Genomic DNA, 13633 nt, shown 5'->3' on the forward strand with positions numbered 1-13633 from the left:
TCCTAAAAACGATGCTTCTTAAAGACAATGTATAGTGACGCGTAATAAAGCGCTCAGGAGTAGCGGTGTTAGAAAGTAAAACCAGTTCAAAGTCTAAAGACTCAAAGGATGACACTAGCGTAAGCGCTCAGAGTACAGAGCAAAGCGGCGCTAGTCACTCCTCTCATTCTGACACTAGCTTGACTACAGTCCTACATAAGATTGAACCTGACAAAAATACTGATAAAGTTAGTATTGGCGACGTCATGTCAGCACTTAGTGAAAAAGGATTTGGACCTTTACTGTTTGCGCCTGCTTTGATTGCTATTATGCCTACAGGTGGCATACCAGGAGTACCGACAGTTTGCGGAGTCATTATTGCTTTAATTAGTATACAGATGCTATTTGGCAAACAACGCCCGTGGCTGCCCAAATTTATCGATAAGGTGAGTTTTGAGCAGGACAAGCTACATAAAGGCGTCGCTATCGCCGAAAAAGCGACGAAGCGGATTGATAAGATTGTTAAACCAAGATTGACAGTATTGAGCTCTGATAAGGCAAAAAAACTAGCAGCAGCAGTATGTGTTTTTGCTGCCCTAGCTATGATCCCATTAGAGGTTGTACCCTTTGCTGTTATGATACCCGCTGCCGCTATCATATTGTTTGCTATTGGACTAATCACCGAAGATGGCTACGTCTTTTTGGCAGCTTTACTTTTGAGTATAGTGACCGCCTACTTTTTGGTGACTCAGGTACTTATGGGATAAAAGGGTTTGTAAAACAAACAGGTAAGTACGTTAAATGTATTAGCGCAACTGACTGTCTTTACTACCACGTCGATTAAATAGCTCAGACGCTTTTGCTGCTTGCTCAAGTTCCGTCTGGCAACTCACGCAGTGCTGTACGCCAGGCAAAGCCTTTCGGCGTGCCTCTGGAATCTCATTACCGCACTCATCACAAAATTCGCTACTTTCACCTTTGGGTATGGCACTGCGTACGCGATCTAAAGCGTCATTGACCGTTGCATCCATCTGCTCATGTTCAGCGCCATCTCTTGACCATCCACCTGCCATAACCTGATCCTTTTCATTTATTGTTAGGAGCTATAAAAGTCTTTAAGAACAATTAGATGGGGCTAGGTTCTAACATTTCAATGCGCTATGATTTTGGCTGCAAGGCGACAACTTGTCCGCGAACGCCAATACTCTCGTCACTCATTAAGCATACATAACCTGCCATAATGTCTTCAGGCGTTTTGAGAGTCATTGGATTCTCACCAGGAAAGGCATGCGCGCGCATATTAGTACGGGTGCCACCTGGATTAATACAGTTAAAGCGCAGGCTTGTGGTATTTTGCGTCTCTTGAGTAAAGATATCACTCATACCTTCCACTGCTTGCTTAGAGAGGGCATAAGCACCCCAAAATGCGCGTGGATGCGTCCCTACTGTACTAGATGTGAACACAATAGAGCCATTATCATTCTCTTTGAGTAGCGGTAATAATGCTTGCGTGAGCATAAAGGTAGCAGTAGCATTGACGTGCATGACTTTCGCAAAAGTGTCGACATCGTACATCTCAAGTGGCGTCAGATCACCAAGTATACCGGCGTTGTGTAAAACACCGTCCAGCTGACCAAACTCGTTTTCGATTAACAATGCCAGATTGCGCATCTCATTGTAGTCAGCCTTTTCTAGATCCATTGGCAATATAGCAGGCTGCTTACCACCTGCGCCCTCGATCTCATCGTAGACCGCTTCTAATTTACTACTGGTACGACCCAGTAATAATACCGTTGCCCCATAACGCGCGTAAGTCAAAGCGGCAACGCGGCCAATACCAGCGCCTGCGCCAGTTACCAATATACGTTTGCCTGCCAAGCAGTCCTCTTGCGCATTGAAGTTTCGAATATCATCATGGTTTAACGAAGGCGTAGTTTTATTTTGGGTTGCTGACTGGGTGCTCTTATCGGTCATGCTTATACTCACAGCTGGTTAAATAAAGAATAAAATTTTAAATATACTCAAATGTACCTGACGCCAATAGCAACTTGCTTAGCTGCTCAGGCGTGTTGACAATATAATCTGCGCCCCACTTTTTCAAAGTCTTTTGGTCCTCAGGCGGAATATAGCCATAGCCTGCCAAAATAGTTGGCATGCCAGCGGCGTTACCTGAATCGATATCGCGTATATGATCGCCGACATACAGTACGCAGCCAGCTGCGCCGCGCGGTATAGCAAGTTTCTCTAACGCCATGTACATAGGTTCAGGATCAGGTTTAGAGCGAGCGACATCTTCGGGACAAACTAAGGCGGCGCAGCGTTCGTCCAAATCCATTTTTTGTAGTAGCTGCTCTGCTAGGTAGCGCGGTTTATTAGTGACAATGCCCCAAGGAACGCCTTTTTGCTCTAAAGTTGTGAGTACAGATTCAAGTCCATCAAACACCTGACTATCGACGCAAATGTCCGCTTCATAATCATCTAAGAACTGCTGACGAAAGGCTAGTAACTCCTCTTCTGTGACTTGATCTTGATTATTATGGCGTAGCATCAGCTTGACCATAGCAGAAGCGCCTGCCGAGACTTGCTCACGAATTTGCGCTTCAGGCGGCGCTTGCCAGTTATTCTGTTGACTCATTTTACCGATAATACGCACAAAATCAGCGGCTGTATCTATCAAGGTGCCATCAAGATCAAATAAAACTGCTTTTATAAATTTGCTCATAATTACACACTCTTTTCGTAGATAGGTTTAATAGAGGTAATGCTTTTTTCTAAAAGCTGAGATTTAAAATACAAGTTGCTATGGCTAACCATCATTAGCCATAGGCTTAAACCATCGGCTTTTGCACTGCAATCATATAGTTGACGTCAACGTTTTGTGCCAGCCAATAGCGCTTGGTTATCGGGTTATAATGCAAACCTATAATGTCTTGACGAGTAAATCCAGCATTAATTGCCATCTTATCAAGCTCGCTTGGAGTGATAAATTTGGCATAGTCGTGAGTACCGCGATCAAGCAGACGCAGCACGTATTCTGCGCCAATAATAGCAAACAGATAGGATTTAGGATTACGGTTAATGGTAGATAAAACGCTAACCCCGCCTGGCGCCAATAGCTCAAAGCAGGCGGTAACAATAGAGCTTGGATCTGGTACGTGCTCGAGCATCTCCATACAAGTCACCACATCGAACTGCCCAGCGTGCGTTTTTGCCAGCTCCTCTACAGGAATATTTTGATACCGCAGAGTACTCTCAAGGCCGCTTTGCTTGGCATGTACCGCCGCTGCTTTGAGGTTTTCATCGCCCAAATCGATACCCGTCACGTCAGCGCCGCGACGCGCCATAGATTCAGACAAAATACCGCCGCCGCAGCCGACGTCTAATACGGTTTTGCCAGCCAGACCTGTATCAGATGTTTTATCAGTATCATCACTTATAAAGCCACTCTTGACATTGTCCTCTATCCAGTTCAGACGTAGCGGGTTAATTTCATGCAAAGTTGCAAAGGCGCCTGTGTTACTCCACCACTCGCCGGCTAAGTTGTTAAACTTTTCAACTTCGCTAGGATCTACATTGATTGTGTTTGTATTAGTCGTTGTTTGATTATCAGTAGCAGCATGCGGCGCTGAGCTCATAGGATTTTCCTTAGATATATGTATTGTCATAAATTTTATAACCTAATATTATCATGAGTGCGTCTATTTAGGTCGATACATACGTGGGCTATTATAAGCGGTATTGTTAACTTGAGAACATGACGAGTTTGCTTTTTGTCGACTCTTTTAAATCGCTATCAATATCGACAATATTTTGTTTTTATAGTGCTAAGTAAGAGTCGCTAAATAATAGCTCACAGCTTTACAACGGTTAGTTAAGAATACGGTTCACAAAAGGCGGCGTTTTGAGCTATTATAGCTTACGTTATTGCATGTGGTGCTAAGCGACCATCGCTTAACACTATGTCTCTCACTTTACAAAGTATTTAAGACTTTATCCCTTAAGGAAAACGTATGAAACGTGTCATGACACTGACTGGTTTGGCGATGGCTATTGGGTTTGCCTCTATGGGCGCGCAGGCAGCTGATTATGTAGCAGGCAAGGATTACCGAGTACTTGATAATCCAGAAAATATTAGCGGTGATGCAATCATCGTCCGTGAGTTTTTTTGGTATGGTTGTCCGCACTGTAATGTGCTTAATCCGCACATGGAAAAATGGGCAAAAACTAAAGATAAAGATGTGGCTTTTTTTAAGACGCCAGCGGCGCTAAATCCTGTTTGGGAAGCCAGCGCACGCGGATTTTATGCTGCGCAGTTACTTGGATTTGAGAACAAAACCCACGACGCGTTGTTTGATGCCGTTCATAAAGACGGTAAAAAGCTGTTTGATCAGGCCTCCCTTGCCAACTGGTATGCTTCAAAAGGCGTCGATAAAAAGAAATTTAATAGTCTTTATAACTCGTTTGCCGTCGGCACCAAAATTGGTCGCTCACAAGCAGGCGCTAAGCGCTATCAATTATCAGGCGTGCCAGCGGTAGTGGTCCAAGGTAAATATGTCGTGACTGGTGAAGGCGCTAAAGTGCCTAAAGTCGTTGATTATCTCGTTGATAAAGTACGTGCTGAGAAAAAATAGTTTTTAGTCTTGTTTAGATTTAAATGCAAAAAGCCAATCCTTAAAGATTGGCTTTTTCGTTGTGAATTTAGTGTTTACCGATTTTATGAGTAGACTCTCTAATTTGTCATAAGCCTGACAAGCTACTTTAGATCTGACAAAATAGTGACTTCACGAATATAGGTTGCAAGATCTTCTTGTGATTCAGCTAGTAGTTCATCGTCTTGCTTGTACTTAGCATATTCAATCCATAATAGCAGTTGGTGCAGGCTATTATGTTCAGACGCTTTATACTGTTTAGTAAATTGCTTTAATGTGCCTTCATCATTAATATTAAGCCTACCATACCAGCTCTCGATCTTGGCAACTTGCTCGTTTGGAAAGTAAGCGTCGAATAATGCTTTGATTAAAGTATGACGATCTTCTTCACCAATCAGTTTGCCCACGCGTTTGGTTTGGCGATTGCGAGCATTGGCGCTGGTAATATCAGTGAGCGCCATCAGCTCTGCCATAAAGTAGTCACTGGCAGGTAATTGTTTGAGCTGTTTTTTTGATAGATTTGACAAGGGTATCGATAAAGCCTGCAAGCGCTCATGCGCTTTTTTAAGCTCAGTACGCGAGACGCGCATGTCCTGTTCTGACCAGTCAACCATAGTACTATCCATATAATAATAAAAAATAAATAAGAGGCAGCTACCACATATGCTTTTCGCGATGCTTAGTTGCCACTGTCAAATCTGTAGGCAAGTTTGCTGCCAATCTGTCTTGTAGTTGCTGAGTGATAAAGACTGAGCGATGTTTGCCACCTGTGCAGCCGATAGCAACAGTGACCGTATGACGATTATTATGTAAAAAATTAGGTAACCAGCGCTCCAAAAACGTCCTGATATCCTCTGCCATCTCGTCCACTTCTGGATAGTCAGCAAAGAACTCCTTAACCTTGCGATCTAACCCAGTTGCCGTACGTAACTTAGGGTTCCAATGCGGGTTTGGAAGTATGCGCACATCAAATACAAAATCGGCATCAATAGGATTGCCGTACTTAAAGCCAAAGGATAGCAGGTTGATAACGATTTTGTTGTCAACGCCAACGTAATCGCGCAAACGCTCTTTTAGTTGATGAATATTTAGCATGCTAGTATCAATTTTCATATCCGCGCGCTTAAAGATAGGCTGGAGCAAATCGCTCTCTTTTTTTATAGCTGCAGGTAAATTGTTAGTACTATGCTCAGTACTCAGCGTGTCTTTGGTCATCAATGGATGTACGCGGCGCGTGGCATTAAAACGCGCGACCAAGGTGCTATCTTGCGCGGTTACATACACCACCTGAACCGCTTGCTCACCGTAAGTCTGCTTAAGAGTGTCGTGTATAGTAGAAAAATTTGATAAATCTGCGCGCGGCGTACGAATATCAACGCCAAGCGCTAAGCGCTTTATACCACTATCTCCGACGAGCCTTTGCGCCGCTTGAGGGACTAAAGACAAGGGCAAATTATCGATAGAGTAATATCCCAAGTCCTCCAAAATGTTAAGCACGGAGGTCTTGCCTGATCCTGAACGACCAGAAACTACTAAGATACTCACGACTTCTTCTTTTGTGATCTCAGATATAACCGTTGTATCAGACAACGAGGTTTGATCTAGATTATCGTCTTTATTATCCGTATCCATGATCAATTACCTTTGTCTATTCATTTATCAAATTTTTTGGGTATTGCAGCACTATCTACTTAAAAGTGAACGGCTCATTATCTAATAGACGTGCCTGCCCTAGCTTCGCGGCGACGAGTATAATGGCATTAGCAGACTCTGAACTAAGATTAGATCCGTTATCAGTAATCGACTCTAATTGCGCGGTTTTGACTTCTAAATAATCGACAACAAAACCTGCATCAGTTAGTCGCTGCCGACTATTACTTATAAGCATATTTAGCTCATCATTATCATAAGTACCAGATAGCTGCTTAGCCAGTTGCTGTAGCTCTTGATGTAATAACGGGGCAATCTTTCGCTCTATACCCGTTAAGTATTGATTGCGCGATGATAGTGCTAAGCCATCGGTAGCGCGGACAATAGGGGCTCCTATAATCTCAATAGGGTAGCTTAAGTCACGTACTAGCTGCTTAATAATTGCTAATTGCTGATAGTCTTTTTGTCCAAATACAGCTACATCGGGTTGTACAATGTTAAACAATTTTGAGACCACAATACCAACGCCATCAAAATGCCCAGGACGCGACTGACCACATAATTGATCTGTGATAGCACCTGCAAGCACTAGAGTTGGCGGCGGCAGTACAGGATACATCTCATCAATACTAGGTGCAAAGACATAATCAGCGTGAACGGTGGTCAACTTACTGACATCTTCGTCCAAAGTGCGCGGATAACTGTCAAAATCTTCACCAATACCAAATTGGGTAGGATTGACAAAGACACTAACAACAACGATATCAGCTTGCTGTTTTGCGATACTGACCAGCTCCAAATGCCCCTCATGCAAGTTGCCCATCGTCGGCACTAATGCAATGCGCTTTGGCTTATCTAACTTGCATCGGCTGGACGCTAAGGCTGAGCGCAAATCTGAAATACGGTGGTAGATAGTAGGCATAAATAGCTCTAGTTATAAAAGATACTCAGCTAATCAAACTGATGCTGCTGTTTTGGGAAACTACCTTCGCGGACCGACTGCTGGTATAAGGCAAAGGCGCCTTCGATACTGTGCTGTGTATTGCGCTCATCGGTCAAAAAGTCATGAACAAAGCGCGGCACTCGCCCATGTACCATACCTAGCATATCGTGCATGACCAGCACTTGACCGTCGGTATCCGCGCCTGCGCCTATCCCAATCACAGGCACATCAATAGCTTGCGTAATAGATTTTGCCAAATCAGCGGGCACGCATTCTAATAAGATAATCGCCGCCCCTGCTTCTACCAAAGCTTTGGCATCATTAAGCAATTTGTCAGCGGCAGCATCACCACGTCCTTGAATCTTATAACCTCCAAAGACATTGACCGACTGCGGGGTCAGACCAAGATGTACACAAGTAGGCGTACCTGCCTGCGCTAAGGTAGTCACAAGCTCACACAGCTCGCTGCCGCCTTCTATCTTGATGACATGGGCGCCCGCTTGCATAAGCTTGCGGCTATTGGCAATTGCTTCTGGCAAAGTGGCGTAACTCATAAACGGCAAATCAGCCAGAATCAGTGCTTTGTCATTGCTACGCGCGACATTAGCAGTGTGATAAGCCATATCGTCGACGCTGACAGGTAGCGTAGAGTCATGACCTTGAACCACCATACCTAGGCTATCCCCGATCAATATCGTGTCAATCTCTGCTTTGTTCATCATGCGCGCAAACATGGCATCATAGCAGGTCAGGCAAGTAAATTTAGTCCCGTCTTTTTTGAGATTTTTTAGCGTAGATAAAGTGGTCATACATTTCTCGATAACTTGGCAATAAATAGTTTTGATATAGTCGATTCTAAATAAAACAGATACATTATATTTAAACGCGGAACTGGTATAAATTTTACTGGCGTGCTGTGTCTACGCTGCTCGATGCTGCGCAACCTATGTTTTAAAAAAAGCATTCCAGTCCCGTTGTATCGTTTTTATGTTGAACCCACTATCAGTAACAATAGACTTGTCTAATTGTCACCTAACTTCTTTAACCCTGTCCAGTCTGTACTGGATGCACAATTGATAAGTGGTACGCCTGCAACTTTGAGGGTTGGCTTAAGCTCAAGCAAAGGTATCAAAACAAAGTTGCGCTCATACAAACCTGCATGCGGTATTATCAAAGTCGGCTCTGCTAACAGCGCATTACCATACAACAAGATGTCAACATCTAAACTGCGCTCGCCCCAGTGACGCAATCGCGCGCGCTTAGCGTTGTTTTCTAACCCTTGACAAAATGCTAGTAGTTCAAACGGGGGTAGGCTCGTCTCAAAGCCTGCGACTGCGTTAACGAAGTCTGGCTGATCTTGTGGCCCCATTGGCGCTGATAGATAAAATGAGGACACTTGTACCTCTTTTATCTGATCTGCTGCAAGCAAACTTTTAATAGCGAACTGCAAGTGCTCCATTGGCGTACCCAGCTCGTTGGTTAGGTTGCTTCCTAAACCAACATAAGCGGTTACCCACTTATCATCTGTTATCTTTGCCATTTTATTTTAAACACTATATTAGTTTAAACACTGTCAGTGCTGATAGTACTAGGCTGACGGCGACGACGTTTTGCGGGCACAGGTCCTTGACTACTGATTGTATTGCTCTGATTTGGCGTAGCCAATTTTTTACTTTTAGTCGTTTTAGCTTCTCGTTTACTAGCTTCTTTGTTAGTCGTTTGTGCTTTGTCAGTCAACGTATCTTTATTCTTATCGCGACTTGCCACCTTTGGAGTAGGCAGGGTATCAGACTTGCTCAAAACGTCTGAGAAGGTAGTACTAGGCTGACGGCGGCGGCGCTTGTGCGGTATCGGCTCGTTATTTGCCGTAACCAGCTGCGGCGTTTGTGCAGGCAACTGCTTGCTCTCTTTGCTAGCCTTTGACGCCTGCTTATTCTCAAGAGCAATATCAGACGGCTTACTCTTCGTTTCTTTATCCCTAGCTGACTTCTTATCAACCGACTTTATATCAACCGACTCAGTATCAGCAACAGATGCTTTATTTTTAGCCGAGACTTGGCGAGATTTAGGTTTAGCCGATTTATCCACCTCCAGCTGTTTTTGTAGTGGCGGCACTACCTTTTCATGCTCTATTACCAATAGCGGCTCTGGCTGAGATTTAGATTTAGCACGCTTATTTTCACTACTGGCTAATGACAACTGCTTTAGTAATGCAAGCTCTTTACGGTCTTGTTTTGCCAGCTGCTTGCCATTGAGAGCTTGTTTCGGTTTAGTAGAGGACGTTTGTAGCTCTGTAGATAAAGACTGAGTATCATCGCGGCGACGGCGGCGGCGAGTGGGTACATTTGAATCATCATTCATAGGCGGCGCAGTCTCTTGTGGCTTAGCTTTGTCTTGGTTGTGATCAGTATCATTGTGCTTATTAGAATGACTTTGTTCTTGCAAATCATTTTGCTTTTGACGATTACGACCGCGCGAGCGCTGATTTTGTTTGTACGATCCTCGGCGAATACTGTCATCAAAATCATCGATCGCTTGAGCCTGCTCTTTTTCAGACAAGGTCTGATACGTCTGCCACCACTCGCCCATGCCGTTAGTAGACTCAGATAAAGGATGATCGCTATCACCGCACTGCTCACGCAACAATAAAAAGTCAAAGCCTGCGCGAAAACGCGGATGCTCGGACAGTTGTACAATTTGCTTGGTACGCGGCGCAGCAAGTTTGGGCTGCAATAGCCAAATATCGCGGATAAACTGCTCGGCAAACTTAGGAATCGCCGTTTTGATGCGTTGACGATCGATCACTTTACCTGCTGCATGCATCTGTGCATCGGCAAAAGGCATATTACGGTTTTTGGCTTTTTCTAACTGATGTAGGTAGTTCTCCCACAATAGCGCCGCATAAAAGAACGCCGGATTGATACTCTTGCCCGCTGCGATACGCTTATCGGTATTAATAGCCACTTGTTTGACCAGTGGACTTGGTTCAGCGGGTGGATATATCATCAAGCTATCGATTGCACCTGACTCAAACAAGAGCGGTAGCAGCGGTACTAGGTAGCCACCAGTAAACATCTTTTGCGTTTCATCATAGAGGCGATGGGGCGATATTTGTTCCAGTAGAGCCCAATTACTCTCGTGAAATTGCCCTGCTAACTCGTCATCAAACTCAAAACCTAACTTGGCCTTAAAACGTAGCGCGCGCAGCAGACGTACAGGATCTTCTTCGATACGCACCGGAGCATGACCTAACAGGCGAATTACCTTATTGTCTATATCATCAAGCGCTCCGCAAAAGTCATGTACCACGCCTTTTAGCGGTTGATAATAAAGCGCATTAATAGAAAAATCACGACGCGAGAAGTCTTGCTTAATATCGCCCCAAACATTGTCACGCAGGATCATACCATCTTGGTTGGTGTTAGCATCACTGGTGGGCGGACCGCGAAAAGTAGCGACTTCAATGAGCTCGCGTCCAGAGTAAACATGCGCCAGCTGAAAACGGCGACCGATAATGCGGCAGCGCTTGCCAAAGACGTCTTTGATCTCATGAGGCTTGGCATCAGTGACCGCATCAAAGTCTTTTGGACGTAGGCCTAACAAGGTATCGCGCACGCCGCCACCGACGATATAGGCATCAAACCCAGATCGGGACAAAGTGGCAATAACTTCGGTAATGGAATTGGGTAATTCAGATTTATTTAGTTCTAACTGCTTGGCGGCGCGCTCTGCCATGCATCTACTCCTCAACGGTGTTCTCGATCACCCCTAACGAACACAGTGTTCATCAGGCGGATGTACTCGCTAGTTTAACAAATTTTGTGCAAGCTGGGTATGTTATGGTTATCCCTTAAGTGCTAATTTGTCACTTTTGCTGTGCTAAAGCGTCGTACGCAAAGTGTATGCGGGCTAGGTGCCATGATATCAAGCGTCTTATTCGCTTATCTGTAAGCGAGAGCGATTCTTTTCAATCGTTTTTGCGCCTATGCCTTTGACTTTTTGTAGCTCATCAACTGATTTAAAGTCGCCGAACATCTCGCGGTACAAGATGATCGCTTGCGCTTTACTACTGCCGATACCGTTTAGCGAGGTCAACTCACCCTCGCTCGCACGATTGATATTCACCCTTTTTTGCTCTCGTGCTTGCACTGCTGATTTTTCTTGTGCCAACAAATACTGATAAGCACTTGCAGGATCATCGAAACAAGGCGCTGCATGGACTTGGGCTGGCAAAGCACTGATAATACAGCCTATTAACAATAGACAAAACATAAGGCTACTGTTGTAAGTTGCATATTTATTAACGGCGCTCATGCTGTTTGGCGGCCTCCCATAGTGCATCCATCTCCTGTATGTCACTCTCCTCAAAGCGCTTACCTGCCTGCTCTAGTTGTGTTTCGATATAGCCAAAGCGTGATTTAAATTTATGCACGCAGGTGAGCGTAGCCGCTTCTGCGTCAAGACCTAACTTACGCGCGACGTTGACCAGTCCAAATATACAATCGCCCAGCTCCTTTTCGATAGCAGCGATATTGGTTTGGATATCAGCGTCTGTTTGATTACTCACTTCACTCTTAAGCTCATTGATCTCCTCCTCAAGCTTATCAAATGCGCCGTCCACTCCGTCCCAATCAAAGCCTAATTTTGAGGCTTGACTTTGCACCTCTTGCGCTTGCATCAGAGCACTCCCTGCTTTGATAGCATCTAACCGGCGTCTTGGTTTACCCCTTGCTTCATCAGCTTGTCGTTCCACAACTTTGATCTCATCCCAGCGCGCTTTTACGGCCGTCTCATCTTTGAGACTCTCAGCCTCAAACACATGTGGATGGCGACGAATCAGTTTTTGTTGTAGAGTCGCTATTACGTCACTAATGTCGAAACGCCCTTGCTCAGCATAAAGCTGACAATGAAAGACCACTTGTAATAGCACATCACCCAGCTCACTTTTGATATCTTCGTCATCGTCAGTCTGTACCGCCGCGCCAAGCTCATAGGCTTCTTCGATGGCGTAAGGGATTAGGCTATGATTAGTCTGTTTTTGATCCCAAGGACAATCACTGCGCAAGCGTGCCATAAGCGCCAATAAATCCTCAAGCTCACCTGTTGCTTCTGGTACGCCTAATGCTGGCTTGGGCGTTATGATGGTTTTTGGCGTTTTACTTGTGGCTGCGTTGTTATTAAGTACTGTCATCACCTGCTCTCATTAGATTATTAGATTTATTGCTTGCTTGAACGAGTTTGATTTATCGCTTAGTGTAGCATTGAATAAGTAGACGCTTATAGTCATACTACTGCTACAATTAACGATACTATTTTAAACGCAAGGAACGTCCCTTTTATGTCTGCCTCAGCGAACTATCAACCTGCCCCCTCATTTGAACCTATAACTATCAGCTCCTTTAAAGCCTATGATATTCGCGGTGAGCTGGGCGTAAGTTTGGATGAAGACATTGCCTATCGTATCGGGCGCGCCTTTGCGCAGATTTTATCAGCGCGTTTTAAGGCTACCGATAAGAGTGAGAATAAGGAGGGCTTGCAAACGGCTATCGTCATCGGTAGCGACATTCGCCACTCAAGTGAAACCCTTAAACAGGCGACTATCAAAGGGGTTATAGATGCAGGCGTCGATGTTATCGATTTAGGCATGAGCGGCACCGAAGAGGTATATTTTGCGACCAGTCACTATCAAGCGATGGGCGGCATTGAAGTCACTGCCAGCCACAATCCAATTAATTACAATGGACTTAAACTGGTCAAAGAGCACTCAAAACCAATCAGCAGTGACGATGGTTTAGCTGAGATTCAAGCGTTAGCTGAGTCTGGCGACTTTACCCCAACGCATGCAGCGGGACAAATACAGTTATTGACAGACAAAAGCGCTTATATCAATCATGTCATCGATTTTATTGATATCGATATACTTAAACCCTTGAAGCTTGTGATTAATTCAGGCAATGGTAGCGCAGGCCCCGTTGTTGATTTATTAGTCCATAAACTTAAGACGGCTGGCGCGCCAATTGAGGTAATCAAGCTACATCACACCCCTGATGGTAGTTTTCCTAATGGTATCCCCAATCCTATGATTGAGGTCAATCGAGTGGCTACCAAAGCGGCAGTTTTAGACAACAAAGCTGATCTAGGTATTGCTTTTGACGGCGATTTTGATCGCTGTTTTTTATTCGATGAATACGGCGAGTTTATCGATGGTAGTTACGTCGTTGGTATGCTTGCTCAAGCGTTTTTGAATAAGTATGCCAACGAATCTATCGTCTACGACCCTCGGGTGATATACAACACCGAAGCGGTTATCGACGCTCATGGCGGTCAGGCAGTTATCAGTAAATCAGGACACTCTTTTATCAAGCAGGTGATGCGAGAGTCAGGCGCTGTCTATGGCGGTGAGATGTCCGCG

General features: G+C 44.7%; 15 protein-coding genes. 3 read left to right on the plus strand and 12 right to left on the minus strand.

Annotation, left to right across the window (positions count from 1 at the left end; genetic code table 11):
• Nucleotides 1-65 precede the first annotated feature (65 nt).
• A complete protein-coding gene (locus tag ACTXGO_RS04480) occupies nucleotides 66-746 on the plus strand; it encodes an exopolysaccharide biosynthesis protein (RefSeq protein ID WP_435950053.1) in 681 nt (226 codons plus the stop codon).
• 39 nt (nucleotides 747-785) lie between these two features.
• Here the strand turns inward: ACTXGO_RS04480 and ACTXGO_RS04485 are convergent, their stop codons facing one another.
• From ACTXGO_RS04485 to ubiG, 4 genes are all read right to left on the minus strand, one after another.
• Entirely contained in the window at nucleotides 786-1052 is a 267-nt protein-coding gene (locus ACTXGO_RS04485) for a DksA/TraR family C4-type zinc finger protein (RefSeq protein WP_317199632.1), read from the minus strand.
• An 85-nt stretch (nucleotides 1053-1137) separates the two neighbouring features.
• Entirely contained in the window at nucleotides 1138-1953 is an 816-nt protein-coding gene (locus ACTXGO_RS04490) for a YciK family oxidoreductase (RefSeq protein WP_443541186.1), read from the minus strand.
• A 37-nt stretch (nucleotides 1954-1990) separates the two neighbouring features.
• Nucleotides 1991-2701 (minus strand): HAD family hydrolase, encoded by a 711-nt coding sequence (locus ACTXGO_RS04495; protein WP_443541187.1) that lies wholly within the window; start codon nucleotides 2699-2701, stop codon nucleotides 1991-1993.
• Between the two features lie 106 nt (nucleotides 2702-2807).
• Complete coding sequence (ubiG, locus tag ACTXGO_RS04500; protein WP_443541188.1) at nucleotides 2808-3614, minus strand: bifunctional 2-polyprenyl-6-hydroxyphenol methylase/3-demethylubiquinol 3-O-methyltransferase UbiG; 807 nt, start codon at nucleotides 3612-3614, stop codon at nucleotides 2808-2810.
• Between the two features lie 375 nt (nucleotides 3615-3989).
• Here ubiG and ACTXGO_RS04505 point away from each other — a divergent pair, with 375 nt between their 5' ends.
• Nucleotides 3990-4610, plus strand: a complete 621-nt coding sequence (locus ACTXGO_RS04505) for a thiol:disulfide interchange protein DsbA/DsbL (RefSeq protein WP_317199636.1) — start codon at nucleotides 3990-3992, stop codon at nucleotides 4608-4610.
• Between the two features lie 122 nt (nucleotides 4611-4732).
• Here ACTXGO_RS04505 and yjgA read toward each other — a convergent pair whose 3' ends face one another.
• From yjgA to mazG, 8 genes are all read right to left on the minus strand, one after another.
• A complete protein-coding gene (gene yjgA, locus ACTXGO_RS04510) occupies nucleotides 4733-5242 on the minus strand; it encodes a ribosome biogenesis factor YjgA (protein WP_317199637.1) in 510 nt (169 codons plus the stop codon).
• Between the two features lie 40 nt (nucleotides 5243-5282).
• A complete protein-coding gene (rapZ, locus tag ACTXGO_RS04515) occupies nucleotides 5283-6260 on the minus strand; it encodes an RNase adapter RapZ (protein WP_443541189.1) in 978 nt (325 codons plus the stop codon).
• A 55-nt stretch (nucleotides 6261-6315) separates the two neighbouring features.
• Nucleotides 6316-7200, minus strand: coding sequence for a pantoate--beta-alanine ligase (gene panC / locus ACTXGO_RS04520; RefSeq protein WP_443541190.1), 885 nt, complete (start codon nucleotides 7198-7200; stop codon nucleotides 6316-6318).
• Nucleotides 7201-7229: 29 nt separating this feature from the next.
• Nucleotides 7230-8030, minus strand: a complete 801-nt coding sequence (panB, locus tag ACTXGO_RS04525) for a 3-methyl-2-oxobutanoate hydroxymethyltransferase (protein WP_317199640.1) — start codon at nucleotides 8028-8030, stop codon at nucleotides 7230-7232.
• Nucleotides 8031-8242: 212 nt separating this feature from the next.
• Nucleotides 8243-8761, minus strand: a complete 519-nt coding sequence (gene folK / locus ACTXGO_RS04530) for a 2-amino-4-hydroxy-6-hydroxymethyldihydropteridine diphosphokinase (protein ID WP_317199641.1) — start codon at nucleotides 8759-8761, stop codon at nucleotides 8243-8245.
• Nucleotides 8762-8784: 23 nt separating this feature from the next.
• A complete protein-coding gene (gene pcnB / locus ACTXGO_RS04535; RefSeq protein WP_443541191.1) occupies nucleotides 8785-10956 on the minus strand; it encodes a polynucleotide adenylyltransferase PcnB in 2172 nt (723 codons plus the stop codon).
• Nucleotides 10957-11154: 198 nt separating this feature from the next.
• Nucleotides 11155-11535 (minus strand): ComEA family DNA-binding protein, encoded by a 381-nt coding sequence (locus tag ACTXGO_RS04540; RefSeq protein WP_443541192.1) that lies wholly within the window; start codon nucleotides 11533-11535, stop codon nucleotides 11155-11157.
• Nucleotides 11522-12295 carry a nucleoside triphosphate pyrophosphohydrolase gene (gene mazG, locus ACTXGO_RS04545; protein WP_443541327.1) on the minus strand — a complete coding sequence of 258 codons (774 nt, stop codon included), beginning with the start codon at nucleotides 12293-12295 and terminating at the stop codon, nucleotides 11522-11524. Before mazG ends, ACTXGO_RS04540 begins: the two co-directional genes overlap by 14 nt.
• Nucleotides 12296-12559: 264 nt before the next feature.
• On the opposite strand from mazG, the gene ACTXGO_RS04550 reads away from it, so the two are divergent.
• On the plus strand, nucleotides 12560-13633 hold a 1074-nt coding region (locus tag ACTXGO_RS04550), incomplete at its 3' end, for a phosphohexomutase domain-containing protein (protein WP_443573485.1).

The sequence above is a fragment of the Psychrobacter sp. T6-1 genome (assembly GCF_052258445.1).

Bases quoted from the DNA above. Each gene is read 5' to 3' on its own strand.
- folK (WP_317199641.1), bottom strand. From the start codon at position 8,761: ATGGCAAAGATAACAGATGATAAGTGGGTAACCGCTTATGTTGGTTTA.
- ACTXGO_RS04540 (WP_443541192.1), bottom strand. From the start codon at position 11,535: ATGAGCGCCGTTAATAAATATGCAACTTACAACAGTAGCCTTATGTTT.
- rapZ (WP_443541189.1), bottom strand. From the start codon at position 6,260: ATGGATACGGATAATAAAGACGATAATCTAGATCAAACCTCGTTGTCT.
- ACTXGO_RS04485 (WP_317199632.1), bottom strand. From the start codon at position 1,052: ATGGCAGGTGGATGGTCAAGAGATGGCGCTGAACATGAGCAGATGGAT.
- ACTXGO_RS04490 (WP_443541186.1), bottom strand. From the start codon at position 1,953: ATGACCGATAAGAGCACCCAGTCAGCAACCCAAAATAAAACTACGCCT.
- ACTXGO_RS04495 (WP_443541187.1), bottom strand. From the start codon at position 2,701: ATGAGCAAATTTATAAAAGCAGTTTTATTTGATCTTGATGGCACCTTG.
- panB (WP_317199640.1), bottom strand. From the start codon at position 8,030: ATGACCACTTTATCTACGCTAAAAAATCTCAAAAAAGACGGGACTAAA.
- panC (WP_443541190.1), bottom strand. From the start codon at position 7,200: ATGCCTACTATCTACCACCGTATTTCAGATTTGCGCTCAGCCTTAGCG.
- yjgA (WP_317199637.1), bottom strand. From the start codon at position 5,242: ATGGTTGACTGGTCAGAACAGGACATGCGCGTCTCGCGTACTGAGCTT.
- ubiG (WP_443541188.1), bottom strand. From the start codon at position 3,614: ATGAGCTCAGCGCCGCATGCTGCTACTGATAATCAAACAACGACTAAT.
- ACTXGO_RS04505 (WP_317199636.1), top strand. From the start codon at position 3,990: ATGAAACGTGTCATGACACTGACTGGTTTGGCGATGGCTATTGGGTTT.
- mazG (WP_443541327.1), bottom strand. From the start codon at position 12,295: ATGGCACGCTTGCGCAGTGATTGTCCTTGGGATCAAAAACAGACTAAT.
- pcnB (WP_443541191.1), bottom strand. From the start codon at position 10,956: ATGGCAGAGCGCGCCGCCAAGCAGTTAGAACTAAATAAATCTGAATTA.